The sequence below is a fragment of the Streptomyces sp. NPDC051582 genome, assembly GCF_040681715.1.
Taxonomy (GTDB): domain Bacteria; phylum Actinomycetota; class Actinomycetes; order Streptomycetales; family Streptomycetaceae; genus Streptomyces.
In genome coordinates, this window is the sequence record NZ_JBFAZJ010000012.1 from 134,522 (window position 1) to 159,201 (window position 24,680).

General features: G+C 73.2%; 21 protein-coding genes. 10 read left to right on the plus strand and 11 right to left on the minus strand.

Annotation, left to right across the window (positions count from 1 at the left end; all coding sequences use genetic code 11):
• The first annotated feature begins 4 nt into the window (after positions 1-4).
• The 5 genes from wecB to AB0M92_RS17790 all read left to right on the plus strand — a co-directional run bounded on the left by wecB (position 5) and on the right by AB0M92_RS17790 (position 5,395).
• Positions 5-1,114 carry a UDP-N-acetylglucosamine 2-epimerase (non-hydrolyzing) gene (gene wecB, locus AB0M92_RS17770; RefSeq protein WP_366103111.1) on the plus strand — a complete coding sequence of 370 codons (1,110 nt, stop codon included), beginning with the start codon at positions 5-7 and terminating at the stop codon, positions 1,112-1,114.
• A gap of 128 nt (positions 1,115-1,242) precedes the next feature.
• Positions 1,243-1,968: a chain length determinant protein gene (locus tag AB0M92_RS17775; RefSeq protein WP_366103112.1), complete on the plus strand. Its 726-nt coding sequence runs from the start codon at positions 1,243-1,245 to the stop codon at positions 1,966-1,968.
• On the plus strand, positions 1,965-3,446 hold the full coding sequence (locus tag AB0M92_RS17780) for an oligosaccharide flippase family protein (protein WP_366103113.1): 1,482 nt from the start codon (positions 1,965-1,967) through the stop codon (positions 3,444-3,446). The genes AB0M92_RS17775 and AB0M92_RS17780 overlap by 4 nt, the downstream gene beginning before the upstream one ends.
• 5 nt (positions 3,447-3,451) lie before the next feature.
• Positions 3,452-4,567, plus strand: a complete 1,116-nt coding sequence (locus AB0M92_RS17785) for a hypothetical protein (protein WP_366103114.1) — start codon at positions 3,452-3,454, stop codon at positions 4,565-4,567.
• A 21-nt stretch (positions 4,568-4,588) separates the two neighbouring features.
• Complete coding sequence (locus tag AB0M92_RS17790; protein WP_366103115.1) at positions 4,589-5,395, plus strand: glycosyltransferase family A protein; 807 nt, start codon at positions 4,589-4,591, stop codon at positions 5,393-5,395.
• A 24-nt stretch (positions 5,396-5,419) separates the two neighbouring features.
• Here AB0M92_RS17790 and AB0M92_RS17795 read toward each other — a convergent pair whose 3' ends face one another.
• Positions 5,420-6,430 (minus strand): glycosyltransferase family 2 protein, encoded by a 1,011-nt coding sequence (locus AB0M92_RS17795; protein ID WP_366103116.1) that lies wholly within the window; start codon positions 6,428-6,430, stop codon positions 5,420-5,422.
• Positions 6,346-8,400: an O-antigen ligase family protein gene (locus AB0M92_RS17800; protein ID WP_366103117.1), complete on the minus strand. Its 2,055-nt coding sequence runs from the start codon at positions 8,398-8,400 to the stop codon at positions 6,346-6,348. The genes AB0M92_RS17795 and AB0M92_RS17800 overlap by 85 nt, the downstream gene beginning before the upstream one ends.
• A gap of 95 nt (positions 8,401-8,495) precedes the next feature.
• Between AB0M92_RS17800 and AB0M92_RS17805 the strand changes: the two genes are divergently transcribed.
• On the plus strand, positions 8,496-9,176 hold the full coding sequence (locus AB0M92_RS17805; RefSeq protein WP_366103118.1) for a hypothetical protein: 681 nt from the start codon (positions 8,496-8,498) through the stop codon (positions 9,174-9,176).
• Positions 9,177-9,253: 77 nt separating this feature from the next.
• Here the strand turns inward: AB0M92_RS17805 and AB0M92_RS17810 are convergent, their stop codons facing one another.
• The 7 genes from AB0M92_RS17810 to AB0M92_RS17840 form a co-directional block, all read right to left on the minus strand.
• Positions 9,254-10,300: a glycosyltransferase gene (locus tag AB0M92_RS17810; protein ID WP_366103119.1), complete on the minus strand. Its 1,047-nt coding sequence runs from the start codon at positions 10,298-10,300 to the stop codon at positions 9,254-9,256.
• Positions 10,297-13,596, minus strand: a complete 3,300-nt coding sequence (locus AB0M92_RS17815) for a DUF4082 domain-containing protein (protein WP_366103120.1) — start codon at positions 13,594-13,596, stop codon at positions 10,297-10,299. Before AB0M92_RS17815 ends, AB0M92_RS17810 begins: the two co-directional genes overlap by 4 nt.
• A 38-nt stretch (positions 13,597-13,634) precedes the next feature.
• Positions 13,635-14,750 carry a DegT/DnrJ/EryC1/StrS family aminotransferase gene (locus AB0M92_RS17820; RefSeq protein ID WP_366103121.1) on the minus strand — a complete coding sequence of 372 codons (1,116 nt, stop codon included), beginning with the start codon at positions 14,748-14,750 and terminating at the stop codon, positions 13,635-13,637.
• Complete coding sequence (locus AB0M92_RS17825; RefSeq protein WP_366103122.1) at positions 14,747-15,574, minus strand: NeuD/PglB/VioB family sugar acetyltransferase; 828 nt, start codon at positions 15,572-15,574, stop codon at positions 14,747-14,749. Before AB0M92_RS17825 ends, AB0M92_RS17820 begins: the two co-directional genes overlap by 4 nt.
• Positions 15,571-16,752, minus strand: a complete 1,182-nt coding sequence (locus AB0M92_RS17830) for a DegT/DnrJ/EryC1/StrS family aminotransferase (RefSeq protein WP_366103123.1) — start codon at positions 16,750-16,752, stop codon at positions 15,571-15,573. The genes AB0M92_RS17825 and AB0M92_RS17830 overlap by 4 nt, the downstream gene beginning before the upstream one ends.
• Complete coding sequence (locus tag AB0M92_RS17835) at positions 16,749-17,759, minus strand: SDR family NAD(P)-dependent oxidoreductase (RefSeq protein WP_366103124.1); 1,011 nt, start codon at positions 17,757-17,759, stop codon at positions 16,749-16,751. The genes AB0M92_RS17830 and AB0M92_RS17835 overlap by 4 nt, the downstream gene beginning before the upstream one ends.
• A gap of 139 nt (positions 17,760-17,898) precedes the next feature.
• A complete protein-coding gene (locus tag AB0M92_RS17840; protein WP_366103125.1) occupies positions 17,899-19,020 on the minus strand; it encodes a Gfo/Idh/MocA family oxidoreductase in 1,122 nt (373 codons plus the stop codon).
• A 403-nt stretch (positions 19,021-19,423) separates the two neighbouring features.
• Between AB0M92_RS17840 and AB0M92_RS17845 the strand changes: the two genes are divergently transcribed.
• The 4 genes from AB0M92_RS17845 to AB0M92_RS17860 all read left to right on the plus strand — a co-directional run bounded on the left by AB0M92_RS17845 (position 19,424) and on the right by AB0M92_RS17860 (position 23,285).
• Positions 19,424-20,296, plus strand: coding sequence for a glycosyltransferase family 2 protein (locus AB0M92_RS17845; protein ID WP_366103126.1), 873 nt, complete (start codon positions 19,424-19,426; stop codon positions 20,294-20,296).
• Between the two features lie 173 nt (positions 20,297-20,469).
• Complete coding sequence (locus tag AB0M92_RS17850) at positions 20,470-21,921, plus strand: MFS transporter (protein WP_366103127.1); 1,452 nt, start codon at positions 20,470-20,472, stop codon at positions 21,919-21,921.
• The gene (locus AB0M92_RS17855) at positions 21,918-22,931 is read left to right on the plus strand and encodes a TolB-like translocation protein (protein ID WP_366103128.1); all 1,014 of its coding nucleotides are present in this window, start codon (positions 21,918-21,920) and stop codon (positions 22,929-22,931) included. The genes AB0M92_RS17850 and AB0M92_RS17855 overlap by 4 nt, the downstream gene beginning before the upstream one ends.
• Before the next feature lie 168 nt (positions 22,932-23,099).
• Positions 23,100-23,285, plus strand: coding sequence for a hypothetical protein (locus AB0M92_RS17860; RefSeq protein ID WP_366103129.1), 186 nt, complete (start codon positions 23,100-23,102; stop codon positions 23,283-23,285).
• Here AB0M92_RS17860 and AB0M92_RS17865 read toward each other — a convergent pair.
• Together AB0M92_RS17865 and AB0M92_RS17870 are read right to left on the minus strand one after the other, a co-directional pair.
• On the minus strand, positions 23,282-24,064 hold the full coding sequence (locus AB0M92_RS17865) for a TIGR04222 domain-containing membrane protein (protein WP_366103131.1): 783 nt from the start codon (positions 24,062-24,064) through the stop codon (positions 23,282-23,284). The two genes, AB0M92_RS17860 and AB0M92_RS17865, sit on opposite strands and share 4 nt — an antisense overlap.
• A 66-nt stretch (positions 24,065-24,130) precedes the next feature.
• Positions 24,131-24,529 carry an SHOCT domain-containing protein gene (locus AB0M92_RS17870; RefSeq protein ID WP_366103132.1) on the minus strand — a complete coding sequence of 133 codons (399 nt, stop codon included), beginning with the start codon at positions 24,527-24,529 and terminating at the stop codon, positions 24,131-24,133.
• Positions 24,530-24,680: the final 151 nt, after the last annotated feature.

Consider the following 24,680-nt stretch of genomic DNA (forward strand, 5'->3'; position numbering starts at 1 on the left):
CACCATGCCCAGGATCATCTGCGTGGCCGGAGCACGGCCCAACTACATGAAGATCAAACCGGTGATGGACGCACTGGAGCGCCTCGGCGCCGAAGTGGTCCTCGTCCACACCGGACAGCACTACGACGAGTCCATGAACGACGTCTTCTTCCGCGACCTGGGCATCCGTCCGCCCGACCGTTACCTCGGTGCCGGATCGGGTACGCACGCCCAGCAGACGGGCCGGGTGATGGCGGCGTTCGAGCCGCTCGTCGACGAACTGGCCCCGGACGCGGTGGTGGTGGTCGGGGACATCAACTCGACGCTGGCCTGCGCCCTGGTCACCGCGAAGGCCGGCCCGCTGCTGGCCCACGTGGAGGCGGGCCTGCGCAGCCGGGACTGGAGCATGCCCGAGGAGGTCAACCGGGTCGCCACCGACCGCGTCAGCGACTACCTGCTGGCCCCCTCCCCGGACGCTGCCGCGAACCTGCGGGCGGAGGGGTACCGGGAGGACCAGATCCACGTCGTCGGCAACGTCATGATCGACACCCTGCTCGCCAACCTGGACCGGGCCCGGGCCTCGGACGTCCTGGACCGGTACGGGCTGGCCCGGGGCGGGTACGGCCTGGTCACCCTGCACCGGCCGGCCAACGTGGACGATCCCGTGGCCCTGCGCGGCCTGCTGAAGGCACTGGGCGAGATCGCGGGGCGCTGTCCGCTGCTGCTTCCCGTGCACCCGCGGGCGGCCCGGCGGCTGGAGGAGATCGGGGTACCGGACGGGATCCGGATGGTGCCGGCCGCCGGATACCTGGACTTCATCGCGCTCCAGGACGGAGCGCGGGTGGTGCTGACCGACTCCGGCGGCGTCCAGGAGGAGACCACCGCCCTCGGCGTGCCCTGCGTGACCCTGCGGGAGAACACCGAACGGCCGATCACCGTCGAGGAGGGCACCAACGTCCTGGCGGGGACCGACCCGGAGCGCATCACGGCCGTGGTGAACCGGGTGCTCGACGATCCGCCCGCTCCGCGCTGCCCCGCGCTCTGGGACGGCCGGGCGAGCGAGCGGATCGCCCGGGTCCTGCTGGAGGGCGGGGCGGCGGGGACGCGGCCGCGGCCCACCGATCTCGCCGGCTGACGCCGGGGGGGGACGGGGCACGAACGAACGCACCACCGCGAGAACCGAAGAAGAGCAAGAACCGTAATCCGCACATGAAGACGGCGGCGGCGCGTGGACGACGCGGCGCCGCCGCGAGGGGGAAGACCATGGATCTCGCGGAGATCTGGCGGGTCATGCGCAGGCGCTGGTACGTGCTGCTGCCCGGACTGCTGCTCACGGCGGCGCTCATCGCGGGCGTGTACGTGCTGGTCCCGGTGGAGTACCGGTCGCAGAGCACGGTGACGCTCCTGAACTCGAAGAAGGCCACGGTGGCCTTCGACGGCAACCCCTTCCTGAGCACCCAGGCCTCGCTCACCGGCATGGCCGACGGCCTGGCGCGCAACCTCAACTCCGACGACTCCCGGGCCGACCTCAAGTCCCAGGGCGTCACCGGGGAGTACGAGGCGAAGATCGCCGACAACGCGCAGGGGCCCTTCATGTGGCTGAGCGTCACCGGTACCGATCCGGCGGCCGCCTTGAAGTCGGACGAGATCTTCACCAAATACGCCGAGAAGCGGCTACAGGAGTTCCAGGCCCAGCAGTCGGTGACGGCCGAGGCCATGATCCGCATGGCGACGATCGTCCCGCCCCAGAAACCGGAGGCGCAGACCAAGACCCGGCTCCAGTACCTGATCATGGCCGGGGCGCTGGGCTTCGTACTGAGCCTGGTGGCCACGTTCTTCGTGGAGGCGCGGCGCCGCCGCTCCGACAAGCCGGGCCGGCACCGGCCCGCGCCGGCCGAGAACGCCGAGCCGCCGACCCCGGAGAACGGCGCCGGCGCCGGGACGGACGACTCCCGTGGCGCCCGGGCCTCCGCCGGAGCCTCGCCGTGACGGGGGCCGGGACCGGGGCCGACACCGGTGTGCGGGCCGCCGCCTCCGAGGCGCCGTCGCTGGGGCGCAAGGTCGGCTCAGCCGCCCGGTGGAGCCTGGTCAACACCGTGGTCATGCGCCTCGGCAACTTCGTCACCGGCATCATCCTGGCCCGCTTCTTCCTCGGGCCCGAGGCCTGGGGCGTGTACGGGATCGCCCAGACGGTGCTGCTGGTGCTGCTCTCCGCGAACGAGCTCGGCGTCTCCCTCGCCATCGTGCGCTGGGAGGGCGATCCGCGCCGCTTCGCCCCGACCGTGCTGACCTTGAGCGTCGCCTCCAGCTGCCTGCTGTACGCCGTCCTGTTCGCGGCGGCCCCCGCCGTGGCCCGGGTGCTCGGCTCCCCGGAGGCCTCGGGGATCCTTCGGGTGATGTGCGTGTGCGTGGTCCTCGACGGGCTCTCGCAGGTGCCCGCCGGGTTCCTCACCCGGGAGTTCGCGCAGGGCAGGCGGATGGCCATCGACGCCGTCAACTTCGTCCTGAGCACTGCGGTGACCCTGCTGCTGGCCGTCCAGGGGTGGGGCGCGATGAGCTTCGCCTGGGGCTCCGTGGCCGGCAACGCGGCCGCCCTGCTGGGATGCTGCCTCGCCGCGCCCGGCACCCTGAGGTTCGGCTGGGACCGGGAGCAGGCGAAGGCGCTGCTGCGCTTCGGGCTGCCGCTCGCCGGGGCCAGCATGCTCGCCCTCGGTGTGGTCAACGTGGACACCATGGTGGTGGGTTCCGCCCTGGACCAGCTGGCCCTCGGCTTCTACGTGCTCGCCTTCAACATCTCCGGCTGGCCGGTGCGCATCATCTCCGAGGCGGCCCGCCGCGTCTCCTTCGCCGGGTTCTCCCGGCTGGCGGACTCGCCGGGGGCGCTGGCCGGGGGCTTCGGCCGCGCCCTGGGCGTCGTGATGACCGGCACCGTTCCGCTGTGCGTGCTGCTGGCCGCCCTGGCCGCACCGGTCGTCGGGCTCGTCTACGGGGACCGCTGGCTGCCCGCGGCCGCCGCGCTCCCCTGGCTGATGGCGCTCGGTCTCGTACGGATCGGCTGCGAGCTGGCCTACGACTGCCTGGTGGCCATCGGCCGGCGCCGCTCGCTCATCGGCGTCCAGGGGCTCTGGCTGGTCGTCCTGATTCCGGCCCTGGTGTTCGGCGCGGGCGCGGGCGGGATCGTGGGCGTGGCCCAGGGGCACGTCCTGGTCGCCTGCGTCGTCGTGGTGCCCGTGTTCCTCTTCGCCCTGCACAGCGGCGGGGTGGGCCTGGGGACCGTGGCACGGGCCTGCGCCTGGCCGTTCCTCGGCGGGGCCGTGATGGCCGCCGTGGTCCTCGGCCTGGAGCGGCTCCTGGGTGACGGCGTCCTCGCCCTCCTCGCGACGGGGGCCGCGGGCACCCTCGTGTACGCCGCGTGCGTCCTGCCGAGCCGGGGCTTCCTGCGCGGCTCCCCGCAGGCCGCGGGGTAGCCGCGGTGGCACGCGACCGCAGGCGCCTCGTGGCCTGGCTGCTGACCGGGCTCGTACTGGCCGTCGTACTGGCGCTGTACGACGCCGACCGGACCGGGGTGGGCGAGCCCTCGGCCGGGCCGACGGCCGGGCCGTGTCCGGACAGCGCCCTCCAGTGCCCCGGCGCCGGCCCCGCGCCCGGGCCCGCGCCCGCGCCTTCCGCGGATCCGTCCGCGTCGGGCCCTGGGGACCCGTCCGCCGGTACGACGCCCTCCGCCACGCCCTCGCCGGGCACGAGCACGAGCACGAAACCCGGCGGCCCCTGCTCCTCCCCCGGCGCGTGCGGGTTCCCCGATGCCCGGACCACCGGCCCGCGGATCGCCCTGGAGCGGCACGACACCGGCAACATGTCCGTGAAGACGGACGGCATGGTCATCAAGGGCTGGGACATCCGCGGTTCGCTGGACGTCTACGCCAACGACGTCACCGTCATCGACAGCCGGATCACCTCCGCCAACTGGTGGGGGATCAACCTGCGCCCCGGCTTCAGCGGCCTTCGCGTCCTGCACACCACCATCACCGCCGTACCGGGCAAGGGCCCCGACAACGGCGGCGTCGACTACGCGGTCTCCAACATGGGCGGCAGCTCGATCGAGGTCGGCTGGTGCGACGTCTCCGTGTTCGGCAACGCCCTCTCGATGGGCCAGGGCGAGATCCACGACAACTACGTGCACGACATCGTCCCCTTCCGCAACCAGGGCGGCGAATGGCAGCACACCGACGCCGTCATCAGCGGCGGCGGCAACAAGGGCCGCCTCACCATCCGCCACAACACCCTCCTGAACCCCGTCCCCGTGCACCAGGGCGCCAGCGCCGCCGTCGGGCTCTTCGCGGACACCGGGAACGTGTCCTCCGTGGTCGTGGACGGCAACTGGCTCGCGGGCGGGGCCTACGCGCTGTACGGCGGCGGCCCTGGAGCCAGCGGCATCCAGGTCACGGACAACGTGTTCTCCGCCGAGTACCACCCGAACGGCGGCGCCTACGGGCTGGTCGCCGCCTGGAACGCGGGCGGCGCCGGGAACGTGTGGCGCGGCAACCGCACGGCCGAGGGCCGGCCCGTCGTCCCCGAGCCATCCCCCTGACGATCGAATCGAGAGGACGTCATGCGCCGCATCGCGCGGTCCCCCTGGGAGCTGCTGAAGCGGGCCTTCGGCTGGCTGGTGCTCTTCGAGGCCAGGAACAAGGTCCTGCTCGCCCCCTCCGCCGTACGGCTGCGGCGTTTCGAGGATGCCGAGACCGCCCGGCTCGCCGCGGTCCTGGGCAGCCCGCCGAGCGCGTTGGTCGCCACGGTGATCGCCACCCACCGGCGGCCCGAGGCGCTGCGCGCGGCGGTCCGCTCGGCCCTGGCGCAGAGCGTCGCCGACCAGGTGGTCATCGTGGTCGACGACGGCGCGGGCCTGCCCGAACTACCGCAGGATCCACGGTTGTTCGCCGTATCGCTGGCCCGCAACACGGCCACGGCCGGCGTCGTGCGCAACGTGGGGATACGGCTGACCCGCTCGCGGTACGTGGCCTTCCTGGACGACGACAACCTGTGGGAGCCCGACCACCTGGAGCAGGCCGTCGCGGTGCTGGAGCCGCCCGGCGGGCCGCAGGCGGTGTACACCGCCCTGCGCCGGGTACTGTCCGACGGCTCCGAACGGGACGTGCTGTCCGTGCCGTTCGACCGCCGCCGGGCCGCCCACGAGGCCTTCCTGGACACCAACGCCTTCGTGGCGCGGCGCACCCGGTCCCTGTACTTCAGCCGGCTGCGGCGCACTCCCGAGGTCCTGCCGCGCGAGGACTGGGAGCTCGTACGGCGCTACGCGCGCCGGCACGAGGTCCGCCACGTGCCCCGGGCCACGGTCCGGTACCTGGTCAACCCGGAGAGCTTCTACACCGCCTGGGACGGGCAGCCGCCCACCGGGTGAACCGGCCTCGGATTCGAGGCCGGTTCAGGGGCCGGGTACGGCGCGCAGTGCGGACGGGCTGGCCAGGGCCCGCGCCGCCGCGAGGCTCGCGGGCCGGCCGAGCGCCGCCCGGGAGGTCTCGCGCAACAGCACCGCCCCGCGGAAGGCCGCCGTCGCCGCCGGTCCGTGCCGGCGGCCGTAGAGCCGTACGCGGTTGAGGGTCAGCAGGGTCCACAGCCGGGGCGAGACCTGCGAGTCCCCGCCGAGGTGGACGGCCGAGGCCGCCGGTTCGAGGCGGGTGACGAAGCCGTGGTCCCCGGCGCGCAGGCAGTACTCGGTCTCCTCGGAGTACAGGAAGAAGGATTCGTCCCAGGCGCCGCAAGCGTCCATGCAGTCCCGGGAGATGGCCATGAGCGCGCCGGTCGCCCAGTCGGCGACGGTCGCCCGCCCGTACGCGGCCGGGTCGGTGACCAGTTCGCTCCACCGCGGGAAGCGCCCGGCCCGGCGGTTGCCGATCACCGCCTCGCCCAGGGCCCGGGTCACGCGCGATTCGCGGCGCAGCGAGTGCTGGCGGGTGCCGTCCTCCTCGTACAGCAGCGGGACGCTGATCCCGACCCGGCGGCCGCCGGACAGGGGTGCGTCGAGCGCGTCGACGAGGAGTGCGGCGCAGCCCCGACGCATCCGGATGTCCGGGTTGCACACGAGGGCGGCGCGCAAGCCCTCCGGCCACCCGGCGGCGGCCTCCAGCGCGGCGTTCACCCCGGCCGCGTACCCGGCGTTGCGGCCGGTCTGGACGACCGTGGCGTCGGGGGCCAGCTTGCGGACGACGTCGACGGTGTCGTCGGCGGAGTCGTTGTCGGCGACGACGAGGCGCCAGTCGAGCCCGGCCATGCCCTCGGGCAGGGAGGCGAGGAACTCGGGCAGCACCCCGGCGCTGTTCCAGGTGACGACGAGGACGGCTACGGGACCGGCTACGGGACCGGCTGCGGGACCGGCTGCGGGTCCGGCAGCGGGTCCGGCTGCGCGAGCTCGGTCCGGTTCGTGGCGGGAGGGCATGGGGACTCCACGGTTCGGGGCTCGCCCGGCGTGCCGCGCCGGATGAAGCCGAGGTAACTGCCTCCCGCGGCGATCGTCAGGAAGAACATCCCCGCGAACATCGGGAAGCTGAGGGCGTCGAAGGTGGCGCTGCTGACGAGGGCGACGAGGGCGGAGGCGAAGAAGGCCTGGCCGAGCTCGCGGTCGGATTCGCCTGCGGCGAGGCGGCGGATGGCGCCGCCCTGGTGGATTCCGGCGAAGAACAGCGCCAGCAGGGCGAGCAGGCCGAGGAGGCCCATCTCCGCCAGGGTGAGCATGTACTGGTTGTCGGTGAAGAAGTAGAGATCGGGCGTGAAGGTCCCGAGGCCCCGCCCGAACAGCGGGCGCTCCTCCAAGTAGGGGACGATCGCGCTGTACTTGACGGTACGGGCCTGGGTGCTGCTGTCGGAGTTCGACAGGAAGGACCCGAAGAGTGTGGTGATGGTGCCGATCAGCCCGGGTACGGCCACCTTGAAGCAGGCGACCGAGCCCATCAGCAGGCCGATCGCGGTCCAGCGGCGCTGCGGCTTCCACCGCGGGACCATCACCAGGACCACGATGAGCGCCCCGATGATGGAGGTCCGCGACACCGTCAGCGGCAGGGCTCCGCCCATCAGGGCCACCGGGCCCCAGCGCCGCCAGCGGCTGAGGTGGGCGCGGACCGGGTCGAAGGCCTGCTGGACGGCGAAGGGCAGCATCAGGGCGAGCATGCCGCCGAACTCCAGGGGCTGGGCGGTGGTGGAGCGCGGCCGGGTGAACGCCCCGCGGTCGAGGGTGGTGATCTGGGCGACGCTGGAGTGGAGTCCGGGGATGGAGATGTGCTCGGCGATGTTCGTCGCGGTGAAGAAGTCGTAGTAGCCGATGGCGGCCACCACCGATCCCATCACCACGGCCCGCCGCAGCAGTACGTCGAGGCGGGCCCGGTCCTGGATGCCGGCGGAGACCAGCACCACGATCGACACCCATACGAGCAGTCCGATCAGCCCGCGGTCCGCGCCCAGCACCTCCTTGTGGATGCTGCCCCGGGTGGCGTTTGCCAGGTACGAGGCCAGCACGGAGACGGCGAGCAGCCACATCACGACCCGGGGCAGCCGGGTGCCCGGCGCCGGGCGGATCCGGCCGGTCAGCCACGTCGCGAGGTACCAGAAGAGGCCGAGGAGGGCGAACACGTTGGCCGGGGTGCCGACGCCGCCCATGCCCGGCAGGGTCAGGTTCGAGGGGATGAAGAAGGCCAGCCCCAGGTAGCCGCTGAGCAGCGTCGTCGCGTCGACCTGCCGGCCCGGCAGCCTCCTGCGGACGCGTGCCTTGGGCGCCCCGGCCGCGGCGGCGGCCTCGCGCCTGCGGCGGCGGGCCACGAGCAGGGTCTCCGTCACGAAGGAGAGCGTGAACCCGGCGGTCACGCTCGCGATGATCACCCCCAGCACCTGCTGGTAGCGGCTCTTGAGCTGGGGCACCGGGGTCTGCGGCAGCACCACCGGGGCCGTCTGGACGAAGTACGCGGGCTGTACCTTTGCCGCCGCCTGGAGCGCGTTGAGCTGTTCGCCGGCGAAGGTGGTGAGGGTGCTGGTCTCCTTCAGCACCTTCGCCCGGTCGGTGCCCGTGACGGTCAGCGTGAGCATCGGGCCCGAGGTGTTCGCGGCGAAGCCGACCGTGTACGGGTCGCTGACTCCGAGGCCGTGCAGATCCCGCGCCGCGTCGGCCCCGGACAGGGTCCTGATCAGCACGTCGGCGGTCACCACCAGCGAACCGCCCGCGTTCGAGATGGGGTTGCCGAATGCGGGGGCCAGTTCGGCCACCGCCGTGGAGTCGAGCAGCGCCACCGAGCTCTGCGACTGGTACGCGACGGGCACCGAGCGGTACAGGTGCAGGCCCGCGAGGAGTCCGATCACCGTGAGGGGCACCATCACGTACCAGCGGCGCCGCAGCACGGCGGCCATCTCACCGATGCTCACGAATGCCCCCTTGCGCCTGCCGGAACCGATGGCGGGCCGACCGGCGTCCTGGAAAGATCGAACGCGACGGAAGGAATCCTGTGTCGCCTGGTGAGTTGTTCCGTGCGCTTCGCCGCCGCTGGTACGTCCTGGTCCTGGCGGCGGCGCTCGCGGCCGCCGGGGCCGTGCAGGTGCTCCGCCCCGGTCAGACCTATGTGAGCTCGGCGATCGTCGTGCTCAAGCCTCCGGTGACGGGCAGTCAGCCCAATCAGCTCGCCAATCTCCAGCCCCCGCTGGCCGCCGTGTCGTACGCGGCGGTGCAGCAGCTGGAATCGCCCGCCGGGGCGGCCGAGTTGCGCGGTGCGGGGGTGGACGGCACCTACCGGCTGATACCGCGCAACAGCGGCACCAGCGTCACCCCCCGCTATCTGATCCCCTCGCTCCAGGTGCAGGCGGAGCACGCGGATCCGGCCGCCGCCAACCTGGCCGTGCTGAAGGTCGTCGAGGCGTACACGAAGCGCATCACGGCCATGCAGGCCGAGCAGCAGATCCCGGAGAAGGCCCGGATGAGCGTGACCCTGCTCGTGCCGCCGACGGCGGTGGCGCAGACGGGGACCAAGAGCCGCGGGCTGGCCGGGACGGCGCTGCTGGCCGGGGTCGGCGCGGTGGCCGCGGCACTGTGGACCGATCGGCTCGTGACGCGCCGGAACCGGCGCCGGCGCGAGAGCGCCGGCGCCGGTCCGGTGGACGAACACGGGGCGCGCAGCCGGGTCCCCGTGGCCGCGGGGGCCCGCTGAGGAAGCGGGCCGCCGGGCCGTCCGGCCCCCGCGAGGGGGCCGGTGGTGCATTTGGTGCTTGTGGTGCTGCTGGTTCATCAAATCCCTCGGCGTTTCCAGGACTGCCACCAGAGCCACTCGCGCCCCCGGTCGGCGACGGCCGAGAGCACCAGCGGCTGGAGGTACGGCATCGCACGGGCCCCGATCCGCCGCCGCCTGCGCAGCGCCCGGTACTCGGGGAGCCCGGTGTACCGCGGCAGGCATTCGGCGGCGAAGGCCTCCAGCTCCTTGACCGGGACCACCCCGGTGCGCCCCCGGTCGTACGCGCGGTAGGCGCGCCGCAGCGCGTACCGGGCGAGCCGGGTCCGCGCCAGCGTCGAGAGCCGGCCGGCTTCGGGGAGCAGGCCGGCGCACTTGTCCAGGACCGAGTCGAAGGCGACGAGGCGCTGGCGCAGGTCGTCCAGCTGCCCGCCGAAGTCCGTGGTGGACATGTTGTTGCCGTGGACCCGGTAGAAGGCCTGGTCGGCTCCGCGTACGTAGCCCACGTCGGCGTGCGCCGCGAGCCGCATCCACATCTCGATGTCCCCGGCGTGCGGGAGCTCCGGGTCGTAGCCGCCGACCTTGCGCTGGAGGCTGGTGCGCACGACCACCTCGGGCGAGGTGATGCACCCGGTGCCCTCCCGGAACCGCCGCTCCAGCCACCACCGTCCGGGGTAGACCACCGAGCCGGTGCTCCGGGTGCGGGCCGCTGGCAGCGGTCCCCCGTGCCGGAACCGGAGCGGCCGGCCGTAGGCGAAGCCTGCTTCGGGGTGGGCGTCGAGCAGGGCCGCGGCGCGCACCAGGGCTCCGGGGACCAGCCGGTCGTCGGCCGACAGCAGGGCGACGTAGTCCCCGTCGGCCCACTCCAGCAGCCCCTCGTTGTAGGTGGCGATGTGGCCCCGGTTCTGCTCGTGGACCCGCACCTCGATGCGCGGGTCGGCGGCCGCCAGTGCCCGGGCGACGTCCGCGGAGTCGTCGGGCGAGGCGTCGTCGATGATCAGTACGCGGACGTCGACGCCCGGCTGTTCGTCCAGGACGCTCTTGACGCAGTCGGCCAGGAAGTGGCCGTACTTGTAGCAGGGGATGACCACGCTGACGGTGCTCACTGCCCGGTCACCTCCGTCGAGCCCTCCGCCGCGAGGCCGTTCGGCGCGGTGGTGGTGAAGACCGGCCCGACCCAGTAGTTCACGGAGCCGAAGGTGTTGGTGGGGAAGGCTGCCGAAGCACCGTACTTGTAGAGGCCGTTGGCGCCGCCGCTGCCGTCGGCCGGGGCGACCAGCGGGTAGGAGCGGTGCGCGGCCGTGAAGTAGCCGCCGTCGACGGAGTACTTGCCGTTCGGTGCGTGGTAGGAGGCCACGTAGCTGGTGCCCGCGGTGACGGGAACCGGTGTGGCGAAGTGGAGCTGCTGCCACCCGGACAGGGTCTCGCTGCCGAAGGTGCCGGTGGCGAGGAGGGTTCCGGTGGCCGACCACAGGCTGCCGGTGTGCGTGCCGGTGTTCCCGGGGCCCTTGTAGAAGGTGATGCCGGTGACGTAGCCGCTGACCGCGGACTGGAAGCGGGTGCCCAGCTCCACGGAGTTGGTGTCGTCGTTGACGTTGGCGGTGCTGGGCTCCGCGGTGGGTCCCCACAGGGTGCAGGGGCAGTTCACCGTGGGCGGGCTCGCGCTGGTGGTGAAGGTCCAGGTGACCGGCGCGGCCATGGTGTTGCCCCACAGGTCCGCCGCCTGCACCGAAGCGGTGTACGTGGTGTTCAGCCCGAGCTCGGTGGACGGGGTGAAGGTGGCGCTGTTGGCGGCCGTGAGGACCTTGCTGCCCGGGACGGTGGCGCCGCCCGGGTCCTTCAGGGTGAAGGCGAGGGTGTCGGAGTCGATGCCCTCGCTGAACGTGGCCTTGAGCGCGGCGGTGATCGCGGTGCCCGTCGCCGCGGACTGCGGGGTGATCGAGGTGACGGTGGGCGGGACGGTGCTCGCGGTGGAGGTGTCCAGGACCGCGTCGACCCAGTAGTTGCTGCCGGACGAGGCCGTGGACGGGAACCCGCCCGTGCCGCTGTACCGGTAGACGCCGTTGCCCCCGTCGGTACCCGTGCGCAGCGCGGTCAGCGGGGCGAGGCCCGCGTCGGCGGAGGCGAAGGTGTTGTCGAAGGAGTACCCGCCGTTCGGGGCGAAGTAGGAGGCGACGTAGGTGGTGTTGGCCTTGATCGGGACCGGCGAGGCGAAGTTCAGCTGCTGCCAGCCGGACGCGGTCTCGTTGGTGAACGTGCCGGTGGCCAGGCGCTGGCCCGAGCTGCTCCACAGGCTGCCGGTGTGGGTGCCGGTGTTGGCCGGGGACTTGTAGAAGCGCACTCCCGTGATCGAGCCGGGCGCCGAGGAGCGGATCTTCACGCCCAGTTCCACGGCGCTGCCGTCACCGGCGTTGACGGTGCCCGGTACGGCCGCGGCCGGCCAGACGGTGCAGGGGCACTGCTGGGGCCCCACGGTCAGCGGCACGGTGGTGGTGGCGCCGATGTTGACGCTGTCGTCCACCGCGCGGACCTTGATCTGTACGGCTCCGGGGGCGGTCGGGGTCCACTTGTAGTTCCAGGACCCCACTCCGGTGGCCGCCTTCCAGGTGGTGCCGCCGTCGGTGGAGACCTCTACGCGGGCCACCACGCCGCCACCGCTGTCGGTCGCGGTGCCGGTGACGGTCACGGGGCGCAGGGCGGGCACGGTGGAGCCGGAAGCGGGGCTGGTCACGGTGATGGCCGGTCCGGTGGCGTCGGTGGAGGCGGTCGTCGCGACCAGGTTGGTCTGCAGGGACTTGGGCTGGACGCCCATGTCGGCGAACACGTTCACGGTGGCCTGCTGCATCCGCTTGTCCTCGGTCACCACCGCGTCGTCGGGGTTGCCCGTCGGCATGTTGGTCAGGCCCCAGGACCACTGCACGGTGCCCGCGCCGAAGACCAGGGCGCGCGAGGCCGGGTCGCGGAAGGCCACCAGGCTGTGCGTCGCGGTGCCGTTCCCGTAGGTGTTGCCGTAGTCGAGGCGGAGCTTGCCGTCGTTGATGTCGACCGTGGTGGAGGACATCGCGATCTGCCCGGGCGGGCGGGCCGCGTCCTCCGAGTCGCTGTCCCACTCGTAGCCGAGCGTGCCGGCCGGGAAGGTGGCAGTCTGGGACGGGGTCAGGTTCGCGACGGTGGTGTTCCGCCACAGCCGCATCTTGGCGTACGCGCCGGGCACGGTGATGGCGTCGCTGCGGTAGCCGTTCACGCTGAACAGAGAGCCGGTCAGCTGGTTCTGCGGCTGGTAGGGCCGCCCGTTGGTGGAGCCGGCCGGGTCCATGAAGGTGCCCGTCCAGATGCCGCTCGGGTCCGGGATGCCGTTGGGCTGGGGGAAGGAGAGCTTGGTCTCCTTGTAGCAGACCAGCGTCCGGTTGGCCGTGTTCGCGCCGTCGATGCTGGGCGCGAGCCGGGTCTTCCAGAACACCTCGTTGCCGCTGAAGTACGTCTGGTGGACCCCGGCGCGGCGCGCGTTCAGCGCGTTCGTGAACTGGTCCTGGGTCCAGTACTCGTCGTGGCCCGAGGACATGAAGACCTTGTGGTTCCCGAGCTGCGCGGCGCCGCGGGTCGACATGTCGATGCCGGACATGTAGCTCACGTCGTACCCGTTGCGCTCCAGCCAGGAGATCATCTGGTACTCGGATCCGTAGATCCCGTTCTCCCCGCCGATGTCCATCGGCCGGTTGTAGCTGACCTCGTACGCGCGGCCGTCCGGGGCGGGTCCTCCGCCGTCGTACAGGTCCTGGCCGCCGTAGTTGTTGTACGCCTGCCAGGTCTGGTCGCTGGTCTGCACGACGACGTCGGAGTGGCTTGCGTCGTTGCGGACGACGAACGGGTAGGGCATCACCCCGTTGCCGTCCGCCTGGTCGAGGTTGGCGATGTACAGACCGGAGACGGCGTCGGCCGGCACGGTCCACGTCGCGGTGACGGGCCAGTTGCCGCAGTCCACCAGGCCGGTGGCGGCCTTCGTGGTGCAGCTGCGCGGGTTCCCGCCCGGCGCGAAGTTCGCCGGGTAGGTCTGGGCCGCCTGCGCCGCGGTCGACATCAGGCGGGCTCCGTCACCCCCGTAGTGGCCCAGCCGGTAGACCGACACCCGGTACGCGGTCGGCGACTGCACCTTGAACTGCACGGTCTCGCCCGCCTGGACGCTCGTCTGGGCGCTGAAGCCCTTGATGTCCCCGTAGGCGCTGGGCGAGAACCAGTCGGACATCGGCGTGCCCGGTTTGGAGTTCTCGCACACGATCGCGTTCGTGCCGGGACCGCAGGGGTCCGCCGCGCCCGCCACCGAGGACGGAGGTAAGACCGTGGCCATCAGGGCGGCGACCACGGTGAAGAGGCCGTACCGGAGCAACCTTGTCCGTCTGTTCATCTGTACCTCTTTTTTGTGCGTCGGCGCGGCGCTGGGCGTCAGCGCAGCGCGTCGGTGAGCGCGTCCACGACCCGCTGCTGCTGGGCGGCGGTGATCTGCGGGAAGAGCGGGAGCGAGAGCATCCGCTCCGCTGCCCGCTCGGCGTGCGGGAAGTCCCCGCGACCGTGTCCGAGGTGGGCGAAGGCCGGGGTGAGGTGGACGGGGGCCGGGTAGTGCACGCCCGCTCCGATGCCCTCGGCGTTGAGCTTGCCGACGACCGCGTCGCGGTCCGCGCCGCTGACGCGGACCACGTACAGGTGCCACACGTGGACGTTGCCCCGCGCCGTGACCGGCAGGGTCAGGCGTCCGGCGGCGGCCAGATCGGCGAGCAGTGCGTCGTAGCGGGCGGCCGCGGCGCGGCGGGCCGCGTTGCCGTCGGCGAGGCGGGCCAGTTTGGCCCGCAGGACCACGGCCTGGAGGCCGTCCAGCCGGCTGTTGAACCCGGCGACGTCGTGCCGGTACTTGGCGGTGCCGCCGTGGTTGGCCAGGGCCCGTACGAGGTCGGCCTTCTCCTCGTCGTCGGTCACCACCGCGCCCGCGTCCCCGTACGCGCCCAGGTTCTTGCCCGGGTAGAAGCTGGTGGCGGCGATCCCGCCGCTGCCCGGGGTACGGCCCTCGCGGTCGGCGCCCTGGCTCTGCGCGGCGTCCTCGACGACCGCGGCGTACGGGGGCAGCCCCGCGGCCAGCTCCGCCGCGGGGGCGCACTGCCCGTACAGGTGCACCGGGACCACGGCGCGCGTGGCCCGGCCGACCGCGTCCAGCGCGGCCTGCGGGTCCATCAGCAGGGTGTCGGGGACGCAGTCGACGAGGACCGGTCGGGCGCCGATCCGGGCGACCGCCCCGGCGGTGGCGATGAAGGTGTTGGCGGGCAGCACCACCTCGTCGCCGACGCCCACACCGCTGGCGCGCAGGGCGAGTTCGAGCGCGTCGGTGCCGTTGGCCACTCCGACGCAGTGCCCGACTCCGGCGAAGGCGGCGTACTCGCGCTCGAAGGCGCGTACCTCCTCACCGCCGATGAAGGCGGTGTCGGCCAGCACCCGGTCGAATCCTGCGCGCACTTCCTGCGCGACCTCCGCGTGCGCCGCCTTCAGGTCCACGAGCGGTATCTGGTTCATCCGACTGTGCTCCCCATCCGTGTTTGCGTGCCCATGGCTGTTCCGGGACCCGTGCCTGTGCCGGGCCCCGTCCGCGTCCCCGGCCCCCGGCCGGTCTCCGCGCCGTCGGCCCGCAGCTCGTCGAGCGCCGGGCCGCCGGCCGCGCGCAGCCGGCGGGCCGGGCTGCCGGCCCACACCTCGCCGGGCGGCACGTCGGCCAGGACCGTGCTTCCCATACCGGTCAGCGACCAGGCGCCGACCGTGGTGTTCTCCCGTACGAGGGCGCCCGCGCCCACGTACGCCCCGCGCCCCAGCCGGACCCCGCCGCCGAGGCGGACCCCCGAGGCGATCGTCGCGAAGTCCCCGACCGTGTCGTCGTGGGTGAGGACCGCGTGCGGCATGACCGCCACGTGCGCCCCGACCCGTACGGCCGCGGTCAGCACACAGTGCGCGAGCAGCACCGAGCCCGGGCCGAGCACCGAGGAGGCCGAGACGGCTGCCGTGGGGTGGACGACGGTCGCGTACCGGCTTTCGGGCAGGGCCAGCCGCCGCACGAGGCGGGCCCGTACGGCGTAGTCGCGCGGACTGCCCACGCAGACCACGACCCGGGCGTCCGGGCGCCGGTGCACCAGCTCGCTGCCGCCCAGCACCGGCACCCCGTCGACGTCGCGGCCGTGCAGGGCCGGGTCGTCGTCGAGGTGTCCGGCCAGCCGCCAGCGCGGGGCGCGGCCGCGCGCCCGGTCTGCGGCGGCAGCGTCCCGTACGGCCTGGGCGCTCTCGCGGGCGAAGCCGCCCGCGCCGACGATCACCAGGTCCCGGGTGGCCTGGGTCTCGGACGCGGTCATCCGCCCGCCCGTGCGCGCAGCACCGCGGCCACCCGGTCCTGCTGGTCCCGCGTCATGGTGTGGAACAGCGGCAGGATGAGGGAGTCGCGGCTGATCCGCTCGGTCACCGGCAGCGGCGCCGCCCCGTGCCCGGCGTAGGCCGGTTCGAGGTGCGAGGCCATGATCCCGCGCCGGGCCGAGATCCCGGCTTCGGCCAGCACCGCGAGCAGTTCGTCCCGGCCGACGGGGTAGTCCTCGGTCAGCAGCACCCAGTACGACTGGAAGTTGCCCTCGCCGTGAGCGGGGTCCCGGACCGGGCGCAGACCCGGGATAGCGGCGAGCAACTGCTTGTATCGGGACGCCAGTTCGCGGCGGCGAGCCACGATCGCGTCCAGTTTGCCGAGCTGCACCAGGCCGACCGCGGCCTGGATGTCGGTCATCCGGTAGTTGTAGCCGACCTCCAGGTAGGCCTCGGCGATGGGCTTGCTGCTGGCGTGCCGCTGCGCCGCGGAGACGTTCATGCCGTGCTCGCGCAGCCGGCGCAGCCGCTCGGCCCACTCGGCGTCGTCGGTGGTCACCATGCCGCCCTCGCCGGTGGTGATCACCTTGCGGGGGTGGAAGGACCAGGCGGCGAGCAGCGCTCCGTGGCCGACCGACTTGCCGCCGACGGTGGCACCGATCCCGCAGGCCGCGTCCTCCACCAGCGGGACGCCCCAGTCGGCACAGGCCGCGCGCAGGGCGTGCACGTCCGCCGGAACCCCGCCCTGATGGACGGCGAGGACGGCCTTGGTGCGCGCGGTCCGTACGGAGTCCACGGTCTCGGGGGTCAGGTTCCCGGTGGCCTCCTCGACGTCGGCGAACACCGGGTGCGCGCCGACGTAGCGCACCGCGTTGGCCGTGGCGATGAAGGACAGCGAGGGGACGATCACCTCGTCGCCCGGGCCGAGGTCCAGCGCGATCAGCGCCAGGTGCAGGGCGGTGGTGCACGAGCTGACGGCGATGCCGTGCTCGGCGCCCACCCGCTCGGCGAAGGCCCGCTCGAACGCGGCGACGCGGGGGCCCTGGGCGACCCAGCCGGAGAGCACGGCGTCGGCGGCGGCCCGCGCCTCCTCCTCGCCGAGCCACGGGATCATGACGGGGATGCGGGCGGGGGCGGGGGCGGAAGCGGAGGCCGGGGCGGGGGCCGTTTCGGCGCTCATCGGCCCGCCTCCCCGGCTGCGGCGGCCCGCGCGGCCGCGTCCGCCGCGCGCTCGGAGCGCCACCACTCCACGAGGTCCCGCAGCCCGCGGCGCATGTCGATCTCGGCGGTGAAGCCGAGTCGCTCCGAAGCCTGCGAGGTGTCCGCGAGGCGGCGGGTGACCCCGTTCACGGCGCGGGCCGGTCCGTGCTCGGGCGCCATCGCCTCCGCATCCATGGCCTCCAGCAGTCCGACGGCCAGGTCGCGCAGGCTGGTCTCGGTCCCGCTCGCGACGTTGAACACCTCGTCGGTCAGGTCCGATTCGGCGGCGAGCAGGTTGGCGCGCGCGATGTCGCGCACGTCGGCGAAGTCCATGGTCTGGGTGCCGTCGCCGAGGATCAGCGGCGGCTCGCCCGCGGTGATCCGCTCCATCCAGCGGATCAGCACCTCGGTGTAGAGCCCGTGGATGTCCATCCGGGGGCCGTAGACGTTGAAGTAGCGCAGCGCGACGTAGTCCAGCCCGTACATGGCGTGGAAGCTGCGCAGCATTCCCTCGTTGAAGGCCTTCGCCGCCCCGTAGAAGGTGTCGTTGTTGTACGGGTGGTGGCGCTCGGTGGTCGGGAAGGTCTCGGCGAGCCCGTAGACCGAGGCGGAGGACGAGGCGATCACCTTGCCCACCCCGGCGGCCACCGCCGCCTCCAGCACGTTGAACGTGCCGTCCACCAGCACCTCGTTGGCCAGCCGCGGCTCCTGCGCGCACTGGGTGATCCGGATGGCGGCGAGGTGGAAGACCAGTTCCGCGCCCTCGGTCGCCTTGCGCACGGTCTCCCGGTCGCGGATGTCGCCCTCGACGACGTTCACCGCGCCGCTCTTCAGGGCGCGGGCCAGGTTCCCGAGCCGCCCCCGGACGAAGTTGTCGAGCACGACGACCTCGCGCGCCCCGTTGTCCACCAGCTGGTCGACGACGTGCGAGCCGATCGTGCCCGCCCCGCCCGTGACCAGGATCCTCTTGCCTCGTACGCTGCTCAACGCCCTGCCCCTACTGAGTCGGTCGTGGTGTTCCGTGCTGGTGCGCCCGGCAAGGCGTGCCCGCCGGGCGAGATGGTGCGGGTGGCGCTTCCCCGAACGGTCGGCGCCCGGTCTCGGCGGCCGGTCGCGGCGGCCGGCGTCAGCGACCGGTGCGCAGTCCGACGACCGCGCCGCGGAACTCCAGGCTGCGGGAGGCGGCTTCGAGGATGTCGAGCACCTGGAGGCCCGCCCGGCCGTCGGTGAGCGCCGACCGCCGGGTCCGTACCGCGGCGGCGAACTCCTCGACCATGCTGCGCAGGGCCTCCTTCTCGCCGAGCGCGGGCGCCACCATGTCGCCGGTCCGGTAGGAGACGAGCATGTCGCGGCGCTCGTCCGCGCCGATCTCCTGCGGGGCGGTCATGTCCACTCCGCGGTCGAAGACGGCGACGCGCTGCGTGGGGTTCAGGTCGTCCCAGACCAGGGTGCGCTTGGAGCCGCCGACCATCGTCGTGCGGACCTTGACCGGGGAGAGCCAGTTGACGTGGACGTGGGCGATGGCGCCGGTGTTGAGCGTGAGCGTCAGATAGGCCACGCAGGACTGGCCGGCGCCGATCGGGTCGGCGCCGTGGGCGGCGACGGCGACGGGGTGCACGTTGTCCGGGAGGATGAAGTCGAGGACCGAGAGGTCGTGGGGGGCCAGGTCCCACAGGACGTCGATGTCCTTCTGGACGAGGCCGAGGTTGATCCGGACCGAGTCGACGAACTGGATGTCGCCGAGTTCGCCGGAGCGGACCATGTCGCGGATGCGGCCCACCGCCGGGGTGTAGCAGTAGGTGTGGTCGCACATGAGGGTGAGGCCGCGTTCCTCGGCCTCGGTGACCAGGCGCAGCCCGTCCTCGTACGTGGCGGCCAGCGGCTTCTCCACGAGGACGTGCTTCCCGGCGCGCAGGGCGGCCAGGGCGACGTCGAGGTGGGTGCCGGCCGGGGTGGCCACGGCGACCGCGTCGACGGCCGGGTCGGCCAGGACGGCCGCGTAGTCGGCGGTCGCCTGGACGGTGGAGTAGCGGCCGAGCACCTGCCGCGCCCGGTCGACGTTCAGATCGCAGAGCCAGCGGAGCCGGAACTCCGGGCTGGACTGGAAGTTGCGGACGAGGTTGGGACCCCAGTAGCCCGCGCCGACGACGGCCACGCCTAACGGCTCCGCCGGTCCTGCGGCCCTGGCCCCGGCGCCCTGCCCCTCGCCCTTGGCGGGGTCCTTCGCGGTGTCCTTCACAGCGTTCACCTTTCCTTCCGCGCACGCCCGCGGGCGCAATCGACAACCCATGGCCGGGACGCGTGCGAAGGAAGGGGGTGCCGCCGACGGCCGGCGCCGGGGCGCGTGCGCGCCCCGTGCGTGACCTGCCAACGGTGATGGCCCCCCACGACCGATGCCCTACGTGTTGCGACGTACTTCCGCCCCCCGGCCGCCCGGCGCCCCTCGCACCGGTCCGGCCACGGGCAGACGGCCTGTTCCCCCAAGCCGCCGTACCCGCATGTTCCCCAACTGCCTTGCTCCCACTGGATTTAAGCGTCGCCGAAGCACGCCGAATCCGGTCGGCTGCGTTCAATCTAGACCACCGGGACTACCCCCGGGGAGAGTTGGAGGAAACGGTCGGCGCGGGTGTTCGAGCGTGCATACTTCCGGGGTGACCAGCATCGTGATCCCGGCCCACAACGAGGGCCGGGTCATCGGCCGGCTCCTCGACGCGCTCCTGGCCGACGCCCCGGCGGACGGGCCCGACATCGTCGTGGTGTGCAACGGCTGTACGGACGACACCGCGGCGGTGGCGGGCGCGCGGGGCCCCCGCGTACGGGTCGTGGAAATACCGACTCCTTCCAAACACACGGCACTTCGGGTCGGGGACGAGCACGCGCAGGGCTTTCCGCGCCTGTACGTGGACGCCGACGTGGAGGTCGGGGCGGCCGACGTACGGGCGCTGACCGGCGCCCTCGCGGCCCGTCCGGGCCTGCTCGCCGCGGCCCCCGGCCGGGACATCCCCCTTTCCGGGTGCGCCTGGCCGGTCCGCGCGTACTACCGGGTCTGGCAGCGGCTGCCGGCCGTCCGCGAGGGGCTGTTCGGGCGGGGGGTCATCGCGGTGACCGAGCCGGGGCACGCGCGGATCGCCGCCCTGCCGCCGCTGATGGCCGACGACCTGGCCGCATCGCTGGCATTCGCTCCGCAGGAGCGGCGCGTGGTCGAGACGGCCCGGGTGGTGGTGCATCCGCCGCGCACCTGGGGGGACTTGATCAGACGACGGGTCAGGGCGGCGACCTCCTCCGCCGAGCTGGAGCGCTTCCAGGCTTCGCAGGCGCCCGGGAGCACGGAGGGGGCGCACGCGCCGTCCGCGCGCACCGGTACGGATGATCTGCGTGCCCTGCTGCGGGCCCAGCCGAGCCTGCTTCCGGGGGTGATGGTGTTCGTGGTGGCGGCGCTGGCCGCCCGGCGCCGGTCCCGCAAGGCCATCCGCTCCGGGGACTTCTCGACGTGGCTGCGCGACGAGAGCAGCCGGCAGGGCTGAGCGACGGCGGGCAGCGCCGGGGCGGACCGGGCCGGGCCTGGCCGGGCCTGGCCGGGCCGGGCCGTAGTGTTCCGCCGAATCGGTTCGTACGCCGCCCAGTTGGCCCGTACAAGCACTAGGGTTTCACCCGTACGTACGAGTGACCTGACCGTCGGCACCGGGAGCTCCAGAGCATGTACCTCGCGGACCGCTCCGCGCCCGCCGGCGCGAAGACCGCACCGGACGGCGCCTCCGTCCGGGCCCCCGCGGTCGCCTCGACCGTCCTCGCGCTGGGCACGGTCAGCCTGATCACGGACGTCTCCTCGGAGATGGTCACCGCGGTGCTGCCGCTGTACCTGGTCGCGGGCCTCGGGCTGAGCCCGCTCGGCTTCGGCGCGCTCGACGGGGTGTACAACGGGGTCAGCGCGCTGGTGCAGCTGACCGGCGGCCACCTCGCCGACCGCGTCCGCAACCACAAGCTGATCGCCGGCATCGGCTACGGCCTGTCCGCCCTGTGCAAACCGCTGCTGCTGCTCGCGCACAGCCTGGGCCCGGTGGGCGTGGTCCTGGCACTGGAGCGCACCGGCAAGGGCCTGCGCACGGCACCGCGCGACGCGCTCATCTCCCTTTCCACCCCGGCCGGGTCACAGGGTCGGGCGTTCGGCGTGCACCGCGCCATGGACACCACCGGGGCGCTGCTCGGCCCCCTCGCCGCCTTCTTCATCCTGAACATGGCGGTGGGCGGGTACGACGCCGTCTTCGGGGTCAGCGCGTGCGTGGCCGTGCTGGGTGTGGTGGTGCTGATGCTGTTCGTCCCCTCGGGGGCGGGGGCGGGCCCGGTACCGGTACCGGCGGCGACAGCGGCGGCGACGACGAATCGGGGCGGCGCGGAAGGAGGCGGCGCGCAACCGGACGGTGGCGATCCGGACGGCGCGAAGTCCGCCCGGGTGAACGTGCGCGAGGCGGCGGCCCTGCTGCGCCTGCCCCGGCTCCGCGCCCTCGCGCTCTGCGCGGCCCTGCTGGGACTCACCACGGTCAGCGACGCCTTCCTCTACCTCCTGCTCCAAGGCCGCGCCGGCATCCGGGAGCAGTGGTTCCCGCTGCTCCCGCTCGGCACCGCCGCCGTGTTCCTGCTGCTGGCCGTGCCGGCCGGCGCCCTGGCCGACCGGATCGGGCGCCGTACCGTCTTCCTCTGCGGGCACGCCCTCCTGCTGGCCGGGTACGGGCTGCTGCTGTGGGCCCCGCACTGGCCGGCCCTCCCGTACCTGGTCCTCGTCCTGCACGGCCTGTTCTACGCGGCCACCGACGGGGTCCTGCCCGCCGCCGTCGGCGCGACCGTCCCGGCGAAGCTGCGGGCCACCGGCCTCGCCGTCGTCGGGACCAGCCAGGCGTTGGCCCGCTTCGGCTGCTCGCTCGCCTTCGGGGCCGCCTGGACGATGTGGGGCGCGGGTCCCGCGCTCGCCGCCGCGGCGACCGGCCTGTGCTGCTGCGCGGCCGTCGCGGGCTTCGTACTCCGCCCGGCGGCTCCGGACTCCGATCCGGACTCCGATCCGGACTCCGATCCGGACTCCGATCCGGGCTCCGATCCGGAGTCCGACCGGAACTCCGCCACCGGCCCGGCCCGACTCCCCCGAGGTACCCGATGACCCGCTCCCGCCGGCTGCTCGTACTCGCGGTCGCCGTGCTGCTCCTCGGGGGCCTCGCCACCGCGCTCGTACTGCGCTCCGCCGCCCGCGCCGAGCAGACGCACGAGGGGGACCCGACCGTCGCCCGGGGCCGGGTCACGCTCGGGCAGCAGGACCGGATTGCCTTCCTCAACGGCGCCAAGGGACCGCACCGCGGGGCGCTCGTCTCGGTCGCGGGACAGGCCCCGCAGACGGAGCGCACCGCCTCGGGCCTCACCTGTCAGCGCTTCCACGCCGCCGCCGGCACCGGGGTGTGCCTGAACTCCTCGCCGGGCGCGCTCGCCCAGGACAACAAGGCCGTGATCGTCGACGCCGACCTGCGCCCGCTGCACAGCTTCCCGCTGGCGGGCACCCCGTCGCGGGCGCGGGTAGCGCCGAGCGGCCACTTCGCCGCCTGGACGGTGTTCGTCGCGGGCGAGTCCTACGGCGCCGCGTTCTTCTCCACCCGTACGACGATCGTGGACACCCGTACCTGGGCGGTCGAGCCGGACCTGGAGAAGTTCTCCATCGTGCTGGACGGCCGCCCCTACTCCTCGGGGGACGTGAACTTCTGGGGCGTCACCTTCTCGAAGGACGACGACACCTTCTACGCCACCCTCGGCACCGCCGGCCAGACGTACCTGGTGAAGGGCTCGCTCTCGCGGCGCAGCGTCACCACCCTCGCCCAGAACGTCGAATGCCCCTCGCTCTCCCCGGACGAGACCCGGGTGGTCTACAAGAAGCGCGTCATGCGCGGGGCCTCGCTGTGGCGCGAGCACGTACTGGACCTGCGGACACTGCGGGAGCAGCCGCTCGCGGAGAAGCGCAGCGTGGACGACCAGGCGCTCTGGCTCGACGACCGCACCGTGGCCTACGCCCTTCCCGCCGAGGGCGCTGCGGACACCACCGACCTGTGGACGGTCCCGGCGGACGGTTCGGGCGCCCCCCGCCTCCTCACCCCGGCGGCCTCGTCCCCGACCCGCCTCGGCTGAACAGGAGCCCGCTCGCGACGCTTCGAAGCCCCGCGTTCCGGCCTCTGCGAGCAGCGCGAGAACCCCGGAAAACCCGCTCCGGGACACCCCGGAACGCCCTCGCGAGGGCTTCCGCGGGCCCGTGGAGTCCCACCCGCCCGCCCTTCGGCCTCCGGTTCCCTCACGGCGGTGCGCAAACGACCCGGCATGTACGTCGGTTCGACCACCGAGCGCGGTCTGCGCCGCCTGGTCCACGAACGCGTCGAGGAGGCGAGGGCCCGCCACCCCGACACCGTCGGCGTGATGCTCACCGCCGACGGCGGAGTGCGCGTGGCGGACGACGGCCCGTACCCGGGGAGAGGAAACGGTCCCTAACCACCGCAGGTGAACACCTCCGGCGGCCCGCCGCCGCCCCGCTCCATCGGTTCCCTCGGCGGGCGGACCAGCATGCCGCTCTCCTCGGTGAAACGCGGGAGGATCTCGCGGAGCGCCGGCGCGCCGAACAACGCGACGATCAACAGCAGTCGCGCCGGCTCCCGCTCCGTCGGCCGGCGCGTTCCCGCCTGCTCCCGGCGTAGCTGGACGAGCAGTGCGCAGCCGCGACCGGTCCGCCGGGGCCACAGCCACAGCAGCAGCGCGGCCCCGTCCGCGAGCAGCGCGAGCAGCAGTGTCGGCCCGGGCGGCGTCGCCCTTTCGATCAAGGCCGTCACCGGCGCGACGGCGAACACCGGGAGCAGTAGCGCCCTCGTCGCCATCCGGCGCCGGCGCGTCAGCAGCAGTCCGTCGCGCCCGAGTTGCCGCGCCGAGGCCGCGATCGCCTCCCGTACCCGGTCCTCGCGCTCCAGCCGGCGGGGGTGCGGTCGGCCGTGGAGCACGCGGTATACGGCTCGGGCCAGGTCGGAGCATTCCGTCGGAGGTACGGCGGTCCGCCGGACCGTGTGCCGCCAGGCCGGCTCCACCGAGCCGACGAGGTACAGCTCCACCAGCGCGGTCCGCACCGCGCCCCGCGCGCCCCCGCGCAGCAGGGCCGTCTCCACGGGCGTCAGCGGCTGCCGGACCGGGTCGCGGAGCGAGCCCCGGCGGGGCAGGAAACGTAACGCCGCGGCAGCTGCCGGCAGCAGAGCGGCGGCGGCCGAAGACACCTCGGTGATCATGATCGCTGACCCACTCCCCCGGGTCCGCCCCCTGCGGACCCGCCACCGAGGCTACCTCCGGTCGGATCAGGTGAGGAGCTTCGTCTTGGCCTGCTGGAACTCGGCCTCGGAGAGGGCGCCCTTGTCCTTCAGCGCCACGAGTTTGGCGAGCTCGTCGGCGTGCGATCCGCCGGCGGGGGACGATCCGGCCGTCGTGCGGATGTAGTCCTGGAGGGCGGCCTCGTTCTCCTTGGCCTGCTTGACGTCCCGCTGGGTCATGCCCTTGCCGCGGGCGATGACGTAGACCAGCACCCCGAGGAAGGGCAGCAGGATGACGAAGATCAGCCAGCCCGCCTTGGCCCAGCCGTTCATCTCGTGGTCCCGGAAGATGTCCGTGACGATCTTGAACAGCAGGAACAGCCACATGATCCACAGGAAGAACCAGAGCATGCTCCAGAAGACATTCAGTGCCGGGTAGTCGTCCATGGACGCCTCCTTCAGACGGGCCCTATGCCCTCGAACTGAAGTATTGGCGCGGGTACCGCGTTCCGCATGTCGAGCGGGCCCCGCCCGCTTCCCCCGACGGGCTCCCCCGCCGCCCGCCCGTACGCTCCACAGCCCAGGCCCTCGGGTCGCG